General features: G+C 51.4%; 20 protein-coding genes and 1 riboswitch. Of the genes, 13 read left to right on the top strand and 7 right to left on the bottom strand.

All coding sequences use genetic code 11. The features are described 5' to 3' along the window. Positions 1 to 264: 264 nt before the first annotated feature. The gene (gene thiD, locus ACFPTP_RS17040) at positions 265 to 1,098 is read right to left on the bottom strand and encodes a bifunctional hydroxymethylpyrimidine kinase/phosphomethylpyrimidine kinase (RefSeq protein ID WP_381447285.1); all 834 of its coding nucleotides are present in this window, start codon (positions 1,096 to 1,098) and stop codon (positions 265 to 267) included. A gap of 355 nt (positions 1,099 to 1,453) precedes the next feature. On the opposite strand from thiD, the gene ACFPTP_RS17035 reads away from it, so the two are divergent. From ACFPTP_RS17035 to ACFPTP_RS17020, 4 genes are all read left to right on the top strand, one after another. Then, positions 1,454 to 2,212: a DUF4230 domain-containing protein gene (locus tag ACFPTP_RS17035; RefSeq protein WP_381447283.1), complete on the top strand. Its 759-nt coding sequence runs from the start codon at positions 1,454 to 1,456 to the stop codon at positions 2,210 to 2,212. 5 nt (positions 2,213 to 2,217) lie between these two features. Beyond that, on the top strand, positions 2,218 to 2,904 hold the full coding sequence (locus ACFPTP_RS17030) for a uracil-DNA glycosylase (protein ID WP_381447280.1): 687 nt from the start codon (positions 2,218 to 2,220) through the stop codon (positions 2,902 to 2,904). Between the two features lie 189 nt (positions 2,905 to 3,093). Next, a complete protein-coding gene (locus ACFPTP_RS17025) occupies positions 3,094 to 3,354 on the top strand; it encodes a YwdI family protein (protein WP_381447278.1) in 261 nt (86 codons plus the stop codon). Between the two features lie 60 nt (positions 3,355 to 3,414). Then, a complete protein-coding gene (locus ACFPTP_RS17020) occupies positions 3,415 to 3,795 on the top strand; it encodes a DUF423 domain-containing protein (RefSeq protein WP_381447276.1) in 381 nt (126 codons plus the stop codon). 487 nt (positions 3,796 to 4,282) lie between these two features. On the opposite strand, the gene gerQ is transcribed toward ACFPTP_RS17020, so the two are convergent. Further along, on the bottom strand, positions 4,283 to 4,666 hold the full coding sequence (gerQ, locus tag ACFPTP_RS17015; RefSeq protein ID WP_381447274.1) for a spore coat protein GerQ: 384 nt from the start codon (positions 4,664 to 4,666) through the stop codon (positions 4,283 to 4,285). A gap of 31 nt (positions 4,667 to 4,697) precedes the next feature. Continuing rightward, positions 4,698 to 5,066, bottom strand: coding sequence for a cell wall hydrolase (locus ACFPTP_RS17010; protein ID WP_381447756.1), 369 nt, complete (start codon positions 5,064 to 5,066; stop codon positions 4,698 to 4,700). Positions 5,067 to 5,204: 138 nt separating this feature from the next. Here ACFPTP_RS17010 and ACFPTP_RS17005 point away from each other — a divergent pair, with 138 nt between their 5' ends. From ACFPTP_RS17005 to ACFPTP_RS16995, 3 genes are all read left to right on the top strand, one after another. Further along, positions 5,205 to 6,056: an aminopeptidase gene (locus ACFPTP_RS17005; RefSeq protein ID WP_381447272.1), complete on the top strand. Its 852-nt coding sequence runs from the start codon at positions 5,205 to 5,207 to the stop codon at positions 6,054 to 6,056. Beyond that, positions 6,053 to 6,226 carry a hypothetical protein gene (locus ACFPTP_RS17000; protein ID WP_381447270.1) on the top strand — a complete coding sequence of 58 codons (174 nt, stop codon included), beginning with the start codon at positions 6,053 to 6,055 and terminating at the stop codon, positions 6,224 to 6,226. The genes ACFPTP_RS17005 and ACFPTP_RS17000 overlap by 4 nt, the downstream gene beginning before the upstream one ends. A gap of 103 nt (positions 6,227 to 6,329) precedes the next feature. Further along, entirely contained in the window at positions 6,330 to 7,103 is a 774-nt protein-coding gene (locus ACFPTP_RS16995; protein WP_381447268.1) for an alpha/beta fold hydrolase, read from the top strand. A 157-nt stretch (positions 7,104 to 7,260) separates the two neighbouring features. Here ACFPTP_RS16995 and hemQ read toward each other — a convergent pair whose 3' ends face one another. Next, the gene (gene hemQ, locus ACFPTP_RS16990) at positions 7,261 to 8,010 is read right to left on the bottom strand and encodes a hydrogen peroxide-dependent heme synthase (protein WP_381447265.1); all 750 of its coding nucleotides are present in this window, start codon (positions 8,008 to 8,010) and stop codon (positions 7,261 to 7,263) included. A gap of 188 nt (positions 8,011 to 8,198) precedes the next feature. Between hemQ and lipL the strand changes: the two genes are divergently transcribed. After that, a complete protein-coding gene (lipL, locus tag ACFPTP_RS16985) occupies positions 8,199 to 9,032 on the top strand; it encodes an octanoyl-[GcvH]:protein N-octanoyltransferase (protein ID WP_381447263.1) in 834 nt (277 codons plus the stop codon). An 18-nt stretch (positions 9,033 to 9,050) separates the two neighbouring features. Here lipL and ACFPTP_RS16980 read toward each other — a convergent pair whose 3' ends face one another. Next, positions 9,051 to 9,686, bottom strand: coding sequence for an RsfA family transcriptional regulator (locus tag ACFPTP_RS16980; RefSeq protein ID WP_381447261.1), 636 nt, complete (start codon positions 9,684 to 9,686; stop codon positions 9,051 to 9,053). A 182-nt stretch (positions 9,687 to 9,868) separates the two neighbouring features. On the opposite strand from ACFPTP_RS16980, the gene ACFPTP_RS16975 reads away from it, so the two are divergent. Both ACFPTP_RS16975 and ACFPTP_RS16970 read left to right on the top strand, forming a co-directional pair. Beyond that, positions 9,869 to 11,164: an HD domain-containing protein gene (locus ACFPTP_RS16975; RefSeq protein WP_381447259.1), complete on the top strand. Its 1,296-nt coding sequence runs from the start codon at positions 9,869 to 9,871 to the stop codon at positions 11,162 to 11,164. Position 11,165: 1 nt separating this feature from the next. Continuing rightward, positions 11,166 to 11,675 carry a YwgA family protein gene (locus tag ACFPTP_RS16970; protein WP_381447257.1) on the top strand — a complete coding sequence of 170 codons (510 nt, stop codon included), beginning with the start codon at positions 11,166 to 11,168 and terminating at the stop codon, positions 11,673 to 11,675. Positions 11,676 to 11,937: 262 nt separating this feature from the next. On the opposite strand, the gene ACFPTP_RS16965 is transcribed toward ACFPTP_RS16970, so the two are convergent. Next, positions 11,938 to 12,126, bottom strand: coding sequence for a 2-hydroxymuconate tautomerase (locus tag ACFPTP_RS16965; protein WP_381447254.1), 189 nt, complete (start codon positions 12,124 to 12,126; stop codon positions 11,938 to 11,940). A 68-nt stretch (positions 12,127 to 12,194) separates the two neighbouring features. Here ACFPTP_RS16965 and ACFPTP_RS16960 point away from each other — a divergent pair, with 68 nt between their 5' ends. Further along, positions 12,195 to 12,725 (top strand): YwhD family protein, encoded by a 531-nt coding sequence (locus ACFPTP_RS16960; RefSeq protein WP_381447251.1) that lies wholly within the window; start codon positions 12,195 to 12,197, stop codon positions 12,723 to 12,725. A gap of 353 nt (positions 12,726 to 13,078) precedes the next feature. Here ACFPTP_RS16960 and ACFPTP_RS16955 read toward each other — a convergent pair whose 3' ends face one another. Next, positions 13,079 to 15,136, bottom strand: coding sequence for a transglycosylase domain-containing protein (locus ACFPTP_RS16955; protein ID WP_381447249.1), 2,058 nt, complete (start codon positions 15,134 to 15,136; stop codon positions 13,079 to 13,081). Positions 15,137 to 15,308: 172 nt separating this feature from the next. Here ACFPTP_RS16955 and ACFPTP_RS16950 point away from each other — a divergent pair, with 172 nt between their 5' ends. Both ACFPTP_RS16950 and argS read left to right on the top strand, forming a co-directional pair. Beyond that, on the top strand, positions 15,309 to 15,734 hold the full coding sequence (locus ACFPTP_RS16950; protein ID WP_381447247.1) for a YwiB family protein: 426 nt from the start codon (positions 15,309 to 15,311) through the stop codon (positions 15,732 to 15,734). Continuing rightward, the gene (argS, locus tag ACFPTP_RS16945) at positions 15,731 to 17,398 is read left to right on the top strand and encodes an arginine--tRNA ligase (protein ID WP_381447245.1); all 1,668 of its coding nucleotides are present in this window, start codon (positions 15,731 to 15,733) and stop codon (positions 17,396 to 17,398) included. Before ACFPTP_RS16950 ends, argS begins: the two co-directional genes overlap by 4 nt. A gap of 299 nt (positions 17,399 to 17,697) precedes the next feature. Next, positions 17,698 to 17,883: riboswitch (cobalamin riboswitch) on the top strand. Positions 17,884 to 17,912 lie beyond the last annotated feature (29 nt).

The raw sequence follows: 17,912 nt of genomic DNA, 5'->3' as shown, positions 1-17,912 counted from the left end.
TGGTTGACTTATGACCCGAGCATCTGGTCGCCGGAGTCTAGACGGAATAAAAGCACAGGGAACTCGGCCAGCCGCAATTGGAAGGGTCGAAGGTCACGAAATGACGATAACTATGTGAAATTGACCGATAAGTTGTGGGTAGTGACCGATAACTTCGCTGAATTGATCGATAACTTTCAAGAAATGACCGATAACTCCATGGAAATGACCGATAACATAAAAAAGCCGGAAGAAGGGAGGCCTCTTCCGGCAATTTGAATGGAATTAAATCTCTGTCGCTGTAATTTCCGGTGCGCCTACACGGTTTTTCGCGCCGTGCATGACGGGACCGACGTATTCATTCAACTTCCAGCCGTTTGCGATGGCTGCAGAAACGAATTTCTTCGCTTCGATGACCGCTTCTTTCACGTCAAGGCCGTTTGCAAGGTTCGCTGTAATGGCAGCGGCGAATGTGCAGCCCGCGCCGTGGTTATAATGCGTCGCCGTTTTTTCCGCTTCGAGCAAAGTGAACGCCTTGCCGTCGTAGAACAGATCCGCAGCTTTGTCGTGCTGAAGCTGCTTGCCGCCTTTGATGACGACGTTGCGTACGCCGAGGGAATGGATCTTTTCGGCGACCGATTTCATCTGCTCAATCGTCGAAGGGGTTTTCATGCTTGCGAGTTGTCCAGCCTCAAACAAGTTCGGCGTCACGATTTCCGCCTTCGGAAGCAAGTATTCTACCATCGCGTCGACAGTCCCCGGATTGAGGACTTCGTCTTCGCCTTTACATACCATGACGGGATCGATGACGACGTGGTCAAGTCCTGACTCCGCAATCGCCTCGCCCGCAGTCTGAATGACTTCCTCCGTGCTGAGCATGCCTGTCTTAATTGCGTCGATGCCTGTCGAAAGAGCTGTTTTCAGCTGTGCTTTCAACACATCGATCGGAAGCGAATAGACATTATGGCTCCAATTATTGTCGGGATCCATCGTCACAACGACTGTCAAAGCGGTCATCCCGTATGTCCCATGTTCCTGGAACGTTTTCAGGTCGGCCTGGATTCCCGCACCGCCTGATGTATCTGATCCTGCGATCGTCAATGTCTTTTTCATAGTCATAGTTGGATTTCTCCTTCGTGTTGGATTGCATTCATATTTAATAGTAAATCAAATTGATGAAAAAATACAATTATTGCAATCGCGGGGCGGTTAATGCGTGAAATTCGCCATTTATGCGTATTTGCGGGGATTTATGAGCGATTATAGAGATTTATGCGCGTCTGTGATGATTTATGAGTGAATAGACGTTTTTATGCGCGAATCAGCGAATTTATGCGTTTTTGCGAGTTTTGAAATGAAAGGCCGCTTGCAGTATGCTTATCTGTTGTCCACTTCGAAACTTTTAGCTAGGCTAAACGTACAACTATATGAGAAAATATGAGATTACGAGTGTCGAAGGAAGGTGAAATAGGGTATGGAAGATAAAAAGAAATTGCAAGAAATTGAAAAACTGCTGAAAGAATTGAAGGAATCGAATTCGGAAAGTGCCGTCACGGTGGAAGAATTGATCGGCAGGAAAAAGAGATCTTGGCGACCGCGCATGCCGTTCAGATTCCTATCAATGTGGAAACGATGGACTCTCTTATTGGCAGTGCTCCTCCTGATCGCCGTCATTTCCCTTCCATTCGTCGCATTTCGATTTTTAACATTAGGAAGCACCTTCACAGAACAGAAAGGTGTATTCCTTGAACAAATACAAGAGCTGAATGAAATGGCGACCGCGGAGGCGTATACGAAAGTCCTCATCGAACGCCAGGACAACCAGCTGTTCGGGCAAAGCATCGGATTGAATGTGCCGGGGACGAAGCGGCAGCTCCTCGTCGTCATTCCTGGATCGGTGAAGGCGGGCGTCGATTTGTCCAAGCTTACCGAAAAAGATGTTGTTATCGATGAAAAGAAAAAGACGGCGAAGCTCACATTGCCTGCCGCGACCTTCCTCGGCGGCGCGGAAATCTATTTTGATCAAGTCGAAGTCTATTCGTACGAAGGCGTTTTCCGTCAGAAGGCGGACATCGAAGAGGCGTACGAACTCGCCGCAGAAGCGAAGAATCTCATCGTCGAGGAGGCGACCGGCCAAGGCGTGCTGAAGACAGCGCAATTCAATGCAGAAAAAACGTTGAAGGAAATGTTTTCATTCGCGGGATATGACGTGACGATTGAATTCAAGGAGTGAGATGCTTGGAGAAAAAGAGGTTCGGCAACGATTGGGATGAAGTGCTTGCGGAGCAATTCCAGAAACCATATTACTTGCAGCTTCGCGATTTCCTAAAAAAAGAATACGAAAGCCATAACGTGTACCCGCTCATGGAGGATATGTGGACAGCTTTCAAGCTGACGCCGTTCGAGGAAGTGAAAGTCGTGATTCTCGGACAGGATCCGTACCATGGACCCGGACAAGCGCATGGCCTCAGCTTTTCGGTGAAGCCCGGCGTCAGGATCCCGCCAAGTTTGCGGAATATGTTCAAGGAACTGCAGTCCGATATCGGGTGCGCCGTTCCGGAAACGGGGACGCTGACGGGCTGGGCGAAGCAGGGAGTGCTCATGCTGAACACCGTCCTCACTGTGAGGGAAGGGGCGGCGCACTCCCACCGGAAGCAAGGGTGGGAGCAATTCACCGATGAAGTGATCCGCCGATTGTCCGAACGCGATGAGCCAGTCGTCTTTATCCTTTGGGGGCGTCCGGCGCAGGAGAAGAAGAAGCTGATCGATCTGAATAAAAATGCCGTCATCGAAGCGGTTCATCCGAGCCCGCTCAGCGCAAGCCGCGGCTTTTTTGGCAGTCAGCCCTATTCCAAGGCGAATGGAATTTTGGCAGGGTGGAATGAATCGCCGATCGACTGGTGCAGGACGGACGACGGGCTGTAAGGGAAGAGGGTGCCGCATGGCTGTAAATTGTTTTCGTTGTCAATACTTTTTCATAACATGGGATCCGAAAAGCCCGCGTGGCTGCAAGGCATATGGTTTCAAAACACGGGAATTGCCGTCGGTCGTTGTAAGGCGGTCGTCCGGCATGGAATGCATGAAATACGAACCGAAGAAAGGGGATGCAAGAAGATGATTTCAACCGAACGGATCATTGAGGAAATGCAACGCCAGCTCAATTACGCGAAAACAGCGGACGATGACCAAGCCGTCCGCGAGACGCTGACGGCGATTCGGGCGCTCTGCCAAGTCGTGTTGGTCAGCGATAAGAAAGAGGAACCGATCATTACGCCGCGAACAATGCAAATCACCCATAAGCCGCGGATTTCGTCATTGGAAAGCAGGCCGCTCGAGGAAGAGGACGCGAACGGCGGCTCGATTTTTGATTTCTGACAGGGATAGTCGTTATCATAAGAAGGGAAGCAATTTCACAAGCAGAAAGTAGGAAATCATATGCCATTCTTCATCATCGCAGGCGCCGTGAACGCGGCGCTTGCTGTTGCGCTCGGCGCATTCGGCGCGCATGCATTGAAAGAGCGTCTATCCGAACGGTACCTCGCCATCTGGGAGACAGCCGTCCAATACCAAATGTTCCATGCAATCGGACTTATCGCGGTCGGCATCCTCATGAGCTCGTCGCTCTTCGGCCCGTCGACCGCCTTGTCATGGGCAGGCTATCTGCTGCTCGCCGGCATCATCATCTTCTCCGGCAGCTTGTATATCCTGAGCCTCTCCGGCATCGGCATTCTCGGCGCCATCACCCCGATCGGCGGCGTCGCCTTCATCGTGGGCTGGATCATGCTCATCATCGCGGCGGTAAAGTTCGGAAAATAACAGGGAAACGGTTTGAAGAGCATCAGTTCTTCAGACCGTTTTTTTGAATCGCGTCATGGGGAGGGGGAGGGAGGGGCGGGGACGTCCCGCATCCAAAGCAGGCATCCGCGCCAGCGCAACACAATCAATCACGCGCGCAACACAATCAAACTCGCGCAACGCAATCAACCGCGTGCGCAACACAATCAATCACGCGCGCAACACAATCAAACTCGCGCAACACAATCAACCGCGTGCGCAACGCAATCAATCACGCGCGTAACACAATCAAACTCGCGCAACACAATCAATCACACGCGCAACACAATCAAACTCGTGCAACACAATCAACCTCGTGCGCAACGCAATCAACCGCGTGCGTAACACAATCAAACTCGCGTAACGCATTCAACCGCGTGCGCAACGCAATCAATCACTCGCGTAACACAATCACGGATAATGAAAAGTCTTCCGCTGCCCAATGGGCAAGGGAAGACTTTTCAATGTTTCATACGGTTTGGTTAAAGTAATTCAGCTCTTCGTCGAATTCCGCAAAGTCGAAGTAGATCATCGGCACCAAGTAGCGGTGGTTCGTGCTCTCTTCGCTAATGATGACATGGTCGCGGCCAGCCGCTTCGACAACGCCCCGAATGGCAAGGCTATTCCTGGCTGTTGGGCCTGTGGCATGCTCAAAGGAGAAGTAGAAGACACCCGGCTTGCCCCGATTCAGCCGGAGGATGTTTTCGATATACGACTGTTCGACAAAAGGCGGCCTTCCGCTAGGTATCGTTACCTGTGGCGGTTGTGTGCCTGACTGTGGCTGAAACTGCGGTTGGAATTGCGGTTGCATAAATTGTTGTTGGGGATATCCGGGATAATAATATTGAACCATTTTTCCATCCTTTCAATTTTGAACTTGGGAATTATACTTGCGGGCAATCCTGTTCGGTAGGGGAATAGAAGCAATGCGCTTTGTACCTGCCGGTGTTCCATTGGTTATACCATTGGGCCGGACAGTTCCCGGAAGGTTGGAAAAACCAGAGTGACCTCGTCGCCGGATGGAATCGTTCGCCCGCGATCGTGCGCCTTGCGAGCTTCCGATCCAGTTCGCGCGCCCGTTGGTAAAAATAGCCTTTCACTGTCGCTTCAAAGCCGCCTGGTCGTTGGAACACCATCTGCTGAAGAGTCCGGATGTTTTTAAAATCGAGACAATCGCCGCGCACCCGATTCACGCCGACATTTCCGACCATGAGCATTCCCAGTTGCCCTTCGCCTTCCGCCTCAGCCCGCATCAGCCTCGCCAACAAATCAACTTCCTTGTCAGTGGCCTTAATAACTGCCACGGCCTAACCCCCTCGGTTCCACCATATGCTTTTGGGCTTTTATTGATGACTGAAAAATATGTATACTGGTGGGAAGGGGGAGATCAAATGCATATCGAAAATAATATTCCGGTTTTCTTGGAGTTCTGGGAATCAACCAAACAGCCGACGCTTGCCGACTTGGAGTCGTTTTTGAATGATAATGAGACGATTTACGAAAAGTACTTTCCGATGCATTGTCCGAGGACGGAAGAGCGCCTGTCGGCAGCACTCCAGAAGTACGAAGGCAAGATGGATGACATCCGCTCCATATCCGCAAGTTTGCCAGGCATTATTGAGGAATCGGATAAGGAGTATGAGCGGACATTCGGTTTGGGTTTGGAGCTTTCATTCAAACTGATGGTCGGCACGTTCGGATCGAATGCATTCGTGACGAGGGACAACCGGCGTGAAATCTATTTTGCCGTTGAAAAGCTTTCTGCGGAGCGCGACCATTTGAGAGTGATCACTGCGCATGAAATCGGCCACGTCACGCATTTTGCGCTTGCCGCGCGCGACGGGATGGACTGGTCGACAGTCGATTGGGGACACGGCCTGACAACGCTTTTCACGGAAGGCGCTGCGACGTATTTATCGAAGCGGATCGTGCCGGGGCTACAGGAGCCGGTCTATTTTACATACGATGATGAAGGCGGTCCTTGGGTGAAGTGCTATGAGAAGAATAAAGCCGAGTTAAAGCGCCGGTTTTTGCAAGATGCTTTAGGGGATTGGGACATGGAAAAGGAGAGGGAATGGTTCCGTCTATCGGGCGGCGCGTATTTCGGCTACAACCGCCTTGGCTATGTACTCGGCACGGACTACGTCGAGCAACTCGTTAGGCGGATCGGCGAGGAAGCCGCGCTGACATTTTGGAATGGGAATGATGTGAAGGCGGATATTTTGGAGTGGTTGCGGAAATGAAGGGTGAAGGGCCGTCTTGGATGGCTCTTTTTTTGTTTATGCGCGAAAACGAGCGACTATGCGTGGATTTTACGTTTTATGAGCGTTTGCAGGCGTTTATGCGTATTTGCGGCGATTTATGCGTGAATAATTGGCGTTATGCGGGCTTCGCGGGATTTTTGCGTGAATGAAGTGCCGCGGATCGCGCCGAATGCTTTTGACCAATTAGGGTTTATTGAAATAGAGAATTTAGGGTATGGATAAGGCAAAGTGCTTTTACGGAGGAGTGGTACGATGCCGACATTCAACGTGAATGGGATAGAGATTTATTATCAGGAGGAAGGGGAGGGATTTCCGCTCGTGCTACTGCATGGTTTGACGAGCAATAGTGAAATGTTCCGCCATGAAATTAATGAGTTCAAGAAAAATTATCGGGTCATCGCGCCGGACGCCCGCGGGCATGGAAATTCGGAGAAGCCGGCACATTATGAATTGAAGGATCATATTGGGGATATCGTCGCGCTCGTTGACCATCTCGGGCTGGAGTCATTTCACCTGATCGGCGTGTCGATGGGAAGTTACATAGCGCAGGGAGTTGCCATCGAATTGGGCGGCCGCGTGAAAAAGCTGGTGCTTGTCGCGACGAAATCGCATGGCGAGCAGGCGTCGATGGAAGAGCTTTACGAACGGCATGCCGATGAGATGGAAGGCATGACTGCAATCGATAAAATGGTCGCCGCTTCGAAGTACATGTTCCATAACCGGAAGGCGGTGAACAAGTGGCTGCATGAAACGGCGGAACATAGTGAGCAATTGACGTTGCATGAGCAGGCGATCGCGTCGAAGGCGTTGGAAGGGTTCGATTTCCGGAAGGAGCTGCATCGGATCAATGCTGAGACACTCGTCATCAGCGGCATGCACGATGGATTGAATCCGTCCGATTATGGTGAAGAGACGGCTCAGCTCATTCCGGCTGCCGTTTTCCTCGAGTTCAAATTATCGGGCCACGCGCCGAATGTCGAACAGCCGAGCTTGTTCATGGAAGTCGTCACGAACTTTTTGGAATGATAGTCAGTGACATTAGGCGGTCTTGTCGCTCTTTCAGGCGGTTGGCGAGCATTATCAGGCGGTCCAGCAATCCAATCAGGCGTTTTGCAAGCGGTCTCGCCATCCGATCAGGCGGTAACACACAAAAAAAGAGCCCCTTCATAGAGGCTCTTCTCAATTAAACTGTGAAAAACGACTTCTTCTTCTCTCCATCAAGCAATGTGCCGATGAAGAACGAGCCGAACACGCCATAACGCGCGCTCACTTCGTCGAAGCGCATCTCGTAAACCAGCTTCTTGAACTGGAGCACATCATCCGAGAATAGCGTAACGCCCCATTCGAAATCGTCGAAGCCGACGGAGCCTGAGATGATCTGCTTCACTTTGCCTGCATATCCGCGGCCGATCATGCCGTGGCTGCGCATCAATTCCTTGCGCTTGTCCATGCTGAGCATATACCAGTTGTCTTCGCCATCGCGCTTCTTGTCCATCGGGTAGAAGCAGATGTACTGGTTGCGCGGCAGCTCCGGATACAGACGTCCGCGTACATATGGGTTCTGATACGGATCTTCATCCGACTCGCCCGCAAGATAATTGGACAGCTCAACGACCGATACGTATGAATATGCCGGAATTGTATAATCCGCAATCGTCAATTTATTGAATTCCGCTTCGAGCTCCTGCAGTTCGTCGATTGTCGGACGCAATGTCATGAGCATGAAATCCGCCTTCTGCCCGACGACTGTGTAAAACGCGTGGCTTCCCGTTTTTGCGTCATCCGCTTGCTGAAGTTTATCCAAATACGCCATGAATTCCTCAATAGCGGCCTGGCGCTCCTCTTTCGAAATCAACTTCCAGGACGCCCAATCCATCGAGCGCAAATCATGTAACACATACCAGCCATCGAGTGTAATTGCTGCTTCGTTCATATGAATTCAAACTCCTTTAAACGTGATGTAATTCTATCCCTAGTGTAGCATAAACGAACCGGAAACACGGTTCTTGCGCATAGAAGTCATACAATCTTCAATAATGTAGGACTGTTCCATCCGGCGGAACTGGTGTATGCTTATAGCGGAAAAAATCGAAAGCAAAAAGATCACCAGGAGAAACCAAAATGTCCAACTTACAACTCCCTAAATGGCGTTTCATCGATGAATCGATGACCGCAAAAAATAGATCAGCATTGGAATCGTTCGCGATGGACGATACGCTCTGCCATCTCGTCGGCCAGAAAATGTCCGTGCCGACCGTCCGCACATGGGTGCATGATGAAACGGTCGTCCTCGGCATCCAAGACCATCGCTTGCCGCATATCGAAGAGGCGCTTCCGCTTTTCGAACAAGCCGGCTACAAGACAATTGTCCGGAATTCGGGCGGTCTCGCGGTCGTATTGGATGAAGGTGTGCTCAATATCTCGATCGTCCTTTCCGAGCAGGAAGGGTCCATCGATATTCCGGCAGGGTACGAATCGATGGTGGAATTCGTCCGCATGCTATTCCCGGAAGTCTCGGAGCAGATTGAGGCGTATGAAATCGTCGGCTCCTATTGCCCGGGCTCGTATGACCTGAGCATTGGCGGCAGGAAGTTCGCCGGGATTTCGCAGCGGCGGCTGCGCCAAGGCGTCGCGATTCAAGTGTATTTGTGCGTGGAAGGCAGCGGTGCCGAGCGCGCCCGCCTCATCCGCGATTTATACGAAACCGGTCTGCAAGGAACGCAGACGAAATTCGTCTATCCGGATATACGACCGGAAGTGATGGCATCGCTGTCGGAGCTCATCGGCGAGCCGCTCACGGTGGAGGACGTCGGCATCCGCGTCCAACTGCTGCTGCGTGCGCTCTCGGAAGAGGAAGTCCAGATGGGCGGCTTCACGCCTGAGGAAATGGAGCTGTATTTGTTTTATTTGAACCGGGTCGTCGAGCGGAATCAGAAGATGCTTGCACGCGGGTAAAATGAAAAAACCGCCGGATCAGTGATTGATCGGCGGTTCTTTGGATACGAGATTTCCGTTGCGCTCCATTGTGAAGACGGGGGCCGTGCGCTCGGAATCGTCTTCCAATGTGACGAGGCGGCGTGCCCGGTTCATGATTTGTACGAACGCTTCATAGTCGTTCCGGAGGGTTTTATTCTCCTGCTGCAGTTTGTCGATTTCTTTTTGGAGAGTCTCGACTTTTTCGTTTGCCATTTTAGCAGTCTGTTTCCATCTGAGTGATTCCGAGTCGCCTCCGCCCGTATGATGCAAACGAATTAAGTATGCAATTACTGTGTCAAGCGATAAGGCGGATAAAGGGACAGCCGTCTTTTCATCCTGATCGGCCCCTTGCATAGGGCTATATAATTGCTGGCTGCGCCGTTTGAAGTCCGCGCCCAATACGCGCATTGCCTGCTTTCGTTCTTTTTTCGCTTCTGCAAGTTCTTTTTCGTAATCGCGTCGGACGACTGCATTCCATCTGAAACCGCACGCGGCCGCGGTCCTATTGAGCGCATCTCCGACCTCTTCGAACGCGCTTAGCTGTGTACTGCCTTCCCGGACGTGCCTCAGCACCGTCTCGGCTAATAAAATATCATTTTCCTCAAGCCAAGCATCCTGTCTAACTTTCACCATCTCCTTGCCTCCTGCCATGTTCATAGTCTCTTTCTTACGGTCAGTGTGCACAGTGTTTAAGCCTTTTATTCATCCAAACTTGGACGCATTGCAAAATAATTGCATTCATTTTGATGAAAACCTTCCTTTTCTCTTGCCCGGATTTTGATATACTTAAGAAAAAGCGTCGACGGAGGTGCGGGATGGACTATAAAAATGAAAAGCTTTTCGAAGAGAAAGTCTTCAAGGATCCGGTCCACCGGTATATCCATGTGCGCGACAAAGTCATATGGGACGTCATCGGGACGCGGGAATTCCAGCGGCTTCGCAGGATCCGCCAGCTTGGGACGACGTATCTCGTTTTCCATGGAGCGGAACATAGCCGCTTTCAACACTCGCTCGGCGTCTATGAAATTGTGAGGCGGATCATTGACGACGGCTTCAGCGGTCGGGCGGAATGGAATGATGAAGAGCGGCTGTTGACGCTGTGCGCGGCTTTGCTGCACGACCTCGGGCACGGCCCGTTTTCGCATGCGTTCGAAAAGGTGTTCACGCTCGATCATGAAAAGTTCACCCAGGCGATCTTGACAGGGGAGACGGAAGTGAATAAAGTGCTGCGCCGCGTCTCGCCTGATTTCCCCCAGCAGGTGGCGGATGTCATCGGGAAGACGCATCCGGACAAGCTTGTCGTCAGCCTCATTTCGAGCCAGATCGATGCCGACAGGATGGATTATTTGCAGCGGGACGCTTATTACACCGGCGTTTCGTACGGCCATTTCGATATGGAACGGATTTTGCGCGTCATGCGGCCGGCGGAAGAGCAAGTAGTGATCAAGTTTAGCGGCATGCACGCAGTGGAAGATTACATAATGAGCCGCTACCAAATGTATTGGCAAGTCTACTTCCACCCCGTTTCGCGGAGCGCGGAAGTCATTTTGATGAAAATCCTGCACCGCGCAACCCATCTATATAACGAGGGCTATCCGTTCAAGGTTGAGCCTGTCCATTTCAAGTCGTTTTTCGAGCGGACATTCGACCTTGAGGATTACATTTCGTTGGATGAGGGCGTGCTCATGACGTATTTCCAATGGTGGCGCAAGGAAAAGGACGCCATTTTGTCGGACTTATGCGACCGATTCCTCAACCGAAGACTGTTCCAATATGCCGAGTTCAACCCGGCGACGGAATACCGGAAAATCGGCGAGCTCGAAAAGCTGTATAAGGAAGCGGGCCTCGACCCGGAATACTATCTCGTCACGGATTCCTCTTCTGATCTGCCGTATGATTTCTACCGGCCGGGCGAGGAGAATGAGCGCGTGCCGATCTATTTGCAAATGCCGAACGGCGAGCTGAGCGAGCTGTCCCGTTCATCGGAAATCGTCGATGCCATTTCGGGCAAGCGACGCACCGACCATAAAATGTATTTTCCCGAAGACGTTTTGGAGTCCGACGGAAATCCGTTATATAAGAAGATTTTACAACTGTTGAGAGGTGAGTAGGTTGCTGCAGGAGCATGCTAGAATTGTGCAGTTCATTGCCATGGCGGGAGAAGCGCGCGGGCGGAAGAAATTGCAGAAGATGATCTATATCGCGAAGAAGATGGATTTCCCTTTCTCTGAAAAATACGAGCTGCATATGTACGGCCCGTATTCGGAGGAATTGACGCTCCGTGTCGAGGAGCTTTGCGAAATGGGCTTTTTGAAGGAAAGCTGCACGGACAAGGGCTCGTACGTACAATATAGCTATAATGTGACGGAAGAGGGCGGCCGGTTTTTGGAAACCGCCAACGCGCCGCATGAAAAGCTGGCCGACTGCATTGAACGGCTGAATGGCCGGAGTTCCCGGTTTTTGGAGCTGGTCTCGACGTTGCTTTATTTCGATTATTTGCCGAAGGACGAGCAAATCGCGAAGGTTCATATCGTGAAGAACAAACTGAATTTTACCGAAGACGAAATGCAGGACGCGTTTGACTTCATTGCGGAGCTGCAGGCGTGTTCGGGTGTTGCATAAGTTACGGATCCCCTTTTGTATGAGGGGATTTTTTTGTTGAATCGCGTCGGGGGTGCAGGCTTCGCGTTCAAAACAAGGCAACCCGCATACAGGGTCCATTCTTTTGAACAAGGGCCCATTCTTTCGCGTTCAAGGTCCATTCTTTCGAACAAGGGTCCATTCTTTCGCGTTCAGGGTCCATTCTTTTGAACAAGGGTCCATTCTCATGCCAAAACGATTCAATCCAAACAAAAAACGATGCGAGATTCTCGCATCGCACCAATTATTCCTTATCACTCAATCGCTTGCCCGCGACTGCGTAATGGTTTTTCGGCATTTCCTCAATGAAAACGACGACGTTCTCAACAGGAGCGCCCGTCGTTTCAGCAACGACATCCGTCACTTTTTCAACGAGGTTGCGCTTCTGCTCCTCCGTGCGGCCTTCCAGCATTTTCACGGTTACATATGGCATACGAATTCCCCCTTTCGGCTAAATTTATGTATAGTGTATATAATAGCAGAATGGGAGGGGTTATAGGAATGACGAATGAACAGAAACCGAAACGTAAAATGGGATTCACCATCATAAAAGACGATCCAACCGATGGGCATGGAGGATTCGGAATCGGGTCATTGTCACTCGAAAACGTCTCGCCGGTCATCGTTGACATCGAAGAAGGGGAGGCGCGCATCGAAATCGGGGCGATGCATGCCCGCAGCGATACGGAGCGCGGCGTGAAATTCACGACGAACCGCGAAGATTCGGAAGGCGGAAAACCGTACTGGCTTGTCTGGGTGACGATCGATTTCAAGGAGGACGGCCCGTATTATGCAGGCGTCACCGCGTGCGAAATGGTCGTGAACCGCGAAAAGCGCAGGGGTTATAAGGTTCTTGCGGATCATGTGAATAAAATGGACAAATCGATGAAGCGGCATATAATGGTCGATCATATGGATGACAAATCGAAGCAGATCCTTGCAGATTTCCTGTCGACCCACAACAATGAAATGTGGGAGCGCAGCGAACCGAAATTGCGCATCGATCTAGGAGTCGATTCACCTGAATTATGAACAAACTGTGAAATGTGATGACTTCCTCGACTTCGGAGGTTGAATGTCTGCGAGAAAGGAAGTACACTGAACTTACAGCTTGCGATTGTAAGCTAGGACAACCGGAATAATGCGCCGCCTGTCAATTGTGGGGGGTCAACACAACCCAAGCATTGATCCAGCATGCGATAGGCCGCATTTGACGGTAAAAAAGCTTTGCCCGACTGATTCCATTCAGCAGGGCAAAGCTTTTTTGATTTCCTGTTATCGTCTAGACTCCGGGCGCTAGCTGCTCGGGTCATAAGTCAAATCTTGCTCGCAACGCTGCGCTTGTGCTCGCAAAAGCCGTTCTCCGTTACGGCTTTCGCTTTTGGCTATTCAAAAAACGAAAACGGAAAAAGTTCAAACGTCCCGGAGTCATGGTCAATCCCGTTCCGCTGTTCACGCAAGTTTTTGTCGGTGCACAGCTTTTGCGGCAAGTCTTTCTCCTTTAAATACATAAGGCGCTGCTTCGGACATTCGTTGACCGCGATGCCGCCCGTTTCGACGTCGACGATGGCGCTGCTGACGCCTTTCGGGGGAATGAACGGCTCCGGCGTTTTGCCGGCGTGAACCGTTTCCATGAAGTCGATCCATATTTTCTTCGTGGCGGCCTTGTCTTCCAAGCTCGTCAATTGCTGGCCGACGTCATAGCCCGTCCAGATCCCTGCCGTCAATGAAGGGGTGTAGCCGATCAAGTATTGGTCGGAAATGGTCGTTCCGGATTTTGCCGCATACGGCCGTTTTTGCTTCGAGCGCATCGACAGTCCGGTAGCGACAGAATAATCATTGAAAGCCGGGTCGAACATGCCTGTCAACATATGGGTGAGCACGAATGCGTCCTGCTCGGTGATGACCCGTTTTGTGCTCTTCTTCGGCTGCTCGTACACCGTTTTCCCTTCCGCGTCGGTAATGGAAAGGATCGTCGTCGGCTCAACTTCGAGCCCGCCTGACGCGATCCGGTCATACGCGGTCGTCATTTCCATCAAGGAAACGGTCGACGTGCCGAGTGCGACAGCGGGCGATTCTTGGAACTCGACGTTGAGACCGAGCCGGTTCGCCATCTTATTGAACTTCTTATACCCGATATCCTCCAACGTCTTCACGGCATAAATATTATCCGAAATGGCGATCGCCTGCGCGAGGGAGATTGGATGGCCCGCAAACTTGCCGTTGACGTTCTTCGGCTCGTATGTCGAGCGCCCTTCGTCATATGTGAAAATCGTCCGTTCCGTCGATAGGAATGTGAGCGGACTATAGCCTTCTTCAAGCGCCGCCGCATATAGAATCGGCTTCATCGCGGACCCCGGCTGCCGCTTCGCCTGTGTCACCCGGTTGAATGGGCTTTCCTTGTAATCAACCCCACCGACGAGCGAAGTGACATTTCCGGTTTCCGTCTCCATCGATATGAAGCCGACCTGAAGCCCGCTATCCGGCATCCATTTTTTGATGTATTCTTCCGCAGACTGCTGGTGCTGCGGATCGAGCGTTGTCCGGATCGTCCAGCCGCCTTCTGCCGGATAGCGTCCTTTTTTGCTTAAAATACGCTCCGCTTCCCGCCATACTTCATCCAAAAAGTAAGGGGCAACCCGCTTCATATCCTTCCAATCTTCGGTCTTCAGCGTCACGGCCACATCCGCCGCACGCTGCCGCTGTACTTCGGTAATGAATCCTTGGTCCTCCATGAGCGAGAGGATCAATAATTGACGCTCGCGGGAGCGCTCGGGATTGTCCAATGGGTCGAAAACCGACGGCCCTTTCGCAATCGCTGTAATGAGCGCAGCCTCTTCCAGCGTCAATTCCTCTGCCGACTTCGAAAAATAAAACCTGCTTGCCGCTTCGGCACCATACATCCCATGCCCGAAGTAGACCGTATTCAAATAGCCTTCCAAAATGACATCCTTATCGTAAAAAGTTTCTAACCGATACGCGTAGAGCGCCTCTTTTATTTTCCGATTCCAAGATTTTTCATGTGTCAAAAACAAATTCCGGGCATACTGCTGAGTGATGGAGCTCGCGCCTTCCGCTTTCCGCATCGTCTTTACGTCTTTCAAGACGGCACCGGCGATTCGTTTGTAATCAAACCCGTTATGCTCGTAAAAATTGCGGTCTTCCGTTGCGATCACTGCGTCGAGCAGGAATGGTGAAATTTCATCAAGGCCGACCCAATACCGGCGTTCCGCTGAAAACTTATCGCCGATCTGGCGTCCATTCTTGTCGAGGAATACACTCGCTTTCGGCACGCTCAACGAAGGGGCTCCCGTAATTTGCGCATAGAGACGAAGGCACAGGAACATCGTGAAAAACGCCGTCACCGCCGTCACACAAAGCAGGGCAATCCGTCGAACTAGATTATGTCTTTTCTTTTTCTTTTTATAATCGACCCGTCTCATACAATCCCTTCTCCCACCGTTCTTTGCAGTCAGTATGGAACCGGCGCGCAAAAGTTAAACGGCAAATCAGTAAAAACATAGATTTGATTTCGACAATTCGCGATGTATTGGAATAGTGCGGGGAAAAACGATATAATGAATAGATATTTTGAACGTCAAGGGCGGTGCAACAGTGGAATCAACTAAGGATGGCCGAAACGTCGACGTCCGGCTCCGATCGACGATCCGGCACGAGGGCCAAGCTGCGGACAAGCATGAGCTGACAGCTGCGGGGACGTTGATCGAAAAAGCCGGAAAGACGTACTTGCAATTCACGGAAGACTTGAACGGTCAGCAAGTGCGGACGACGGTGAAATTGGAAGAAGGGGATGCCTTGATCATGCGGAACGGGGCGGTCCAGATGCGCCTTCCATTTTCGCTCGGCGAAATGCGGCCAGGCACGTACGGCAACGGACCCGCCACTTTTGATCTGCTCGTAAAGACGACGAAGCTCGAAGTCGGGGCGGACAAATTCACGGCGCATTACGAACTGCATGGTGAAGGCGGATTGCTAGGCAAACACGAACTTACGATTACATATACGGAGGGACAAAAATGAACGCAGTTGAAAAGATCCAACAGGAAATCAAAGACGCATTCCGCGAAGCGGTGCTCGCTTCAGGACTTGCGGATGAATCGGCAATGCCGGACATCATTCTCGAAACACCGAAAAACAAAGAGAACGGCGACTATGCGACGAACATCGCAATGCAATTGACGAAAATCGCGAAAAAGCCGCCGCGCGCAATCGCGGAAGCCATTCTCGAGAAATTGGACACGTCGTCAACTTCCATCGAATCATTGGAAATCGCGGGACCGGGCTTCATCAATATCAGATTGAAAACCGATTACTTAGGCGAAGTCATCAAAACAGTGCTTGCCCAAGGAGCGGATTACGGGCGTTCGACGTATGGCGGCAATGAAAAAGTCCAAGTCGAATTCGTTTCGGCGAACCCGACAGGCGACTTGCATCTAGGTCACGCGCGTGGAGCTTCGATCGGGGATGCATTGTGCAATATCCTCGATTTTGCCGGCTTCGACGTATCGCGGGAATATTACATCAATGACGCGGGCAATCAAGTGAATAATTTGGCCCTTTCAGTCGAGGCGCGATACTTCCAAGCATTAGGTCTTGAAAAGGAAATGCCGGAGGACGGCTACCATGGGCAGGACATCATCGATATCGGTGAGAAGCTTGCGGAGGAGTTCGGCGACAAGTATGTGAACGTCGGGGAAAAGGAGCGTCAGGACTTCTTCCGGAAGTATGGCCTCGAGTTCGAATTGGCGAAGCTGAAGAAGGACTTGGAAGATTTCCGCGTGCCGTTCGACAACTGGTTCTCGGAAACGTCGCTGTATACGGACGGGAAGATCGGCATCGCGCTCGATAAATTGCGTGCAAACGGCCATGTATTCGAAGAAGATGGCGCGACATGGTTCCGTTCGACGACGTTCGGTGATGATAAAGACCGCGTCCTTATTAAGAATGATGGCACATACACGTATTTGACGCCGGACATCGCGTATCATGAGGACAAATTGCGCCGCGGCTTCGACAAGCTCATCAACATTTGGGGAGCCGACCACCACGGCTATATTCCGCGGATGAAAGCGGCGATCGAGGCGCTCGGCTACGATCGTGACACGCTCGAAGTGGAAGTTGCGCAAATGGTGCAGTTGTATAAAGACGGCGAGAAGTTCAAGATGAGCAAGCGTACCGGAAAAGCGGTCACGCTGCGCGAACTCGTTGAAGAGGTCGGCTTGGACGCTGTACGTTATTTCTTCGCGATGCGCTCTGCCGATTCGCAAATGGACTTCGATCTCGATTTGGCGATCTCGCAGTCGAATGAAAACCCGGTGTACTACGCGCAATACGCGCATGCCCGCATTTCATCGATCCTTCGCCAAGCGGAAGAAACGAATCTAGCGGCGTCAACGGATCATGTCGATTTATTGCAGGCAGAAAAAGAATTGTCATTGCTGAAGAAAATTGGCGACTTCCCGCGCGCCGTCAGCGATGCGGCAAGACTTCGCTCGCCGCACCGGATCACAAACTACATCCAGGAGCTGGCCGCGGAATTCCACAGCTTCTACAATTCTGAAAAAGTGCTCGACCCGGACAACAAAGACCTGTCCGAAGCACGTCTCGCATTGATCACAGCAACACGCGCGACAATAGCGAATGCATTGAAACTGATCGGCGTTGCTGCGCCTGAGAGAATGTAATTATGAATCGCCCCTTCGCTTAAGGGGCGGTTTTTTTGATATGGCGAGTGGGCGCAACGCAATAAACTGCGTGCGCAACAAAATCAATGAGCATCGCAACGAAATCAACAGGACTCGCAACGCAATCAAATGAGCGCAACAAAATCAAAGCGAGCTGAAAAACAATCAATGAAGTTCGCAACATAATCAATATGATCCGCCAAGCAACCAACGGCTCCCGCAACACAATCAACCTAATTCATAGCCCGCAGACTCTCGACATCTACCAAAACTGTAGTATAATAAATCCGAACATCAATTACATAACCAAACATGAAGGTGCCCCGCCGTCAACGCCGGGGTTAAAAGGGAAGCCGGTTCGATTCCGGCGCGGTCCCGCCACTGTAAGTGCTCGCAAGCCGCAACATGCCACTGGAAAAACTTCCGGGAAGGCGCGGTACGCGATGAGCACAAGCCAGGAGACCTGCCTTCGTGAGTCACCCGTACCCTACGAGGATAGGTTTGGTGGAAATCA

It is taken from the genome of Sporosarcina koreensis (assembly GCF_042655825.1).
Classification (GTDB): Bacteria; Bacillota; Bacilli; order Bacillales_A; family Planococcaceae; genus Sporosarcina; species Sporosarcina koreensis.
Note: the sequence above shows the minus strand (reverse complement) of the source record. Positions and strands in the feature narration are given on the sequence as shown.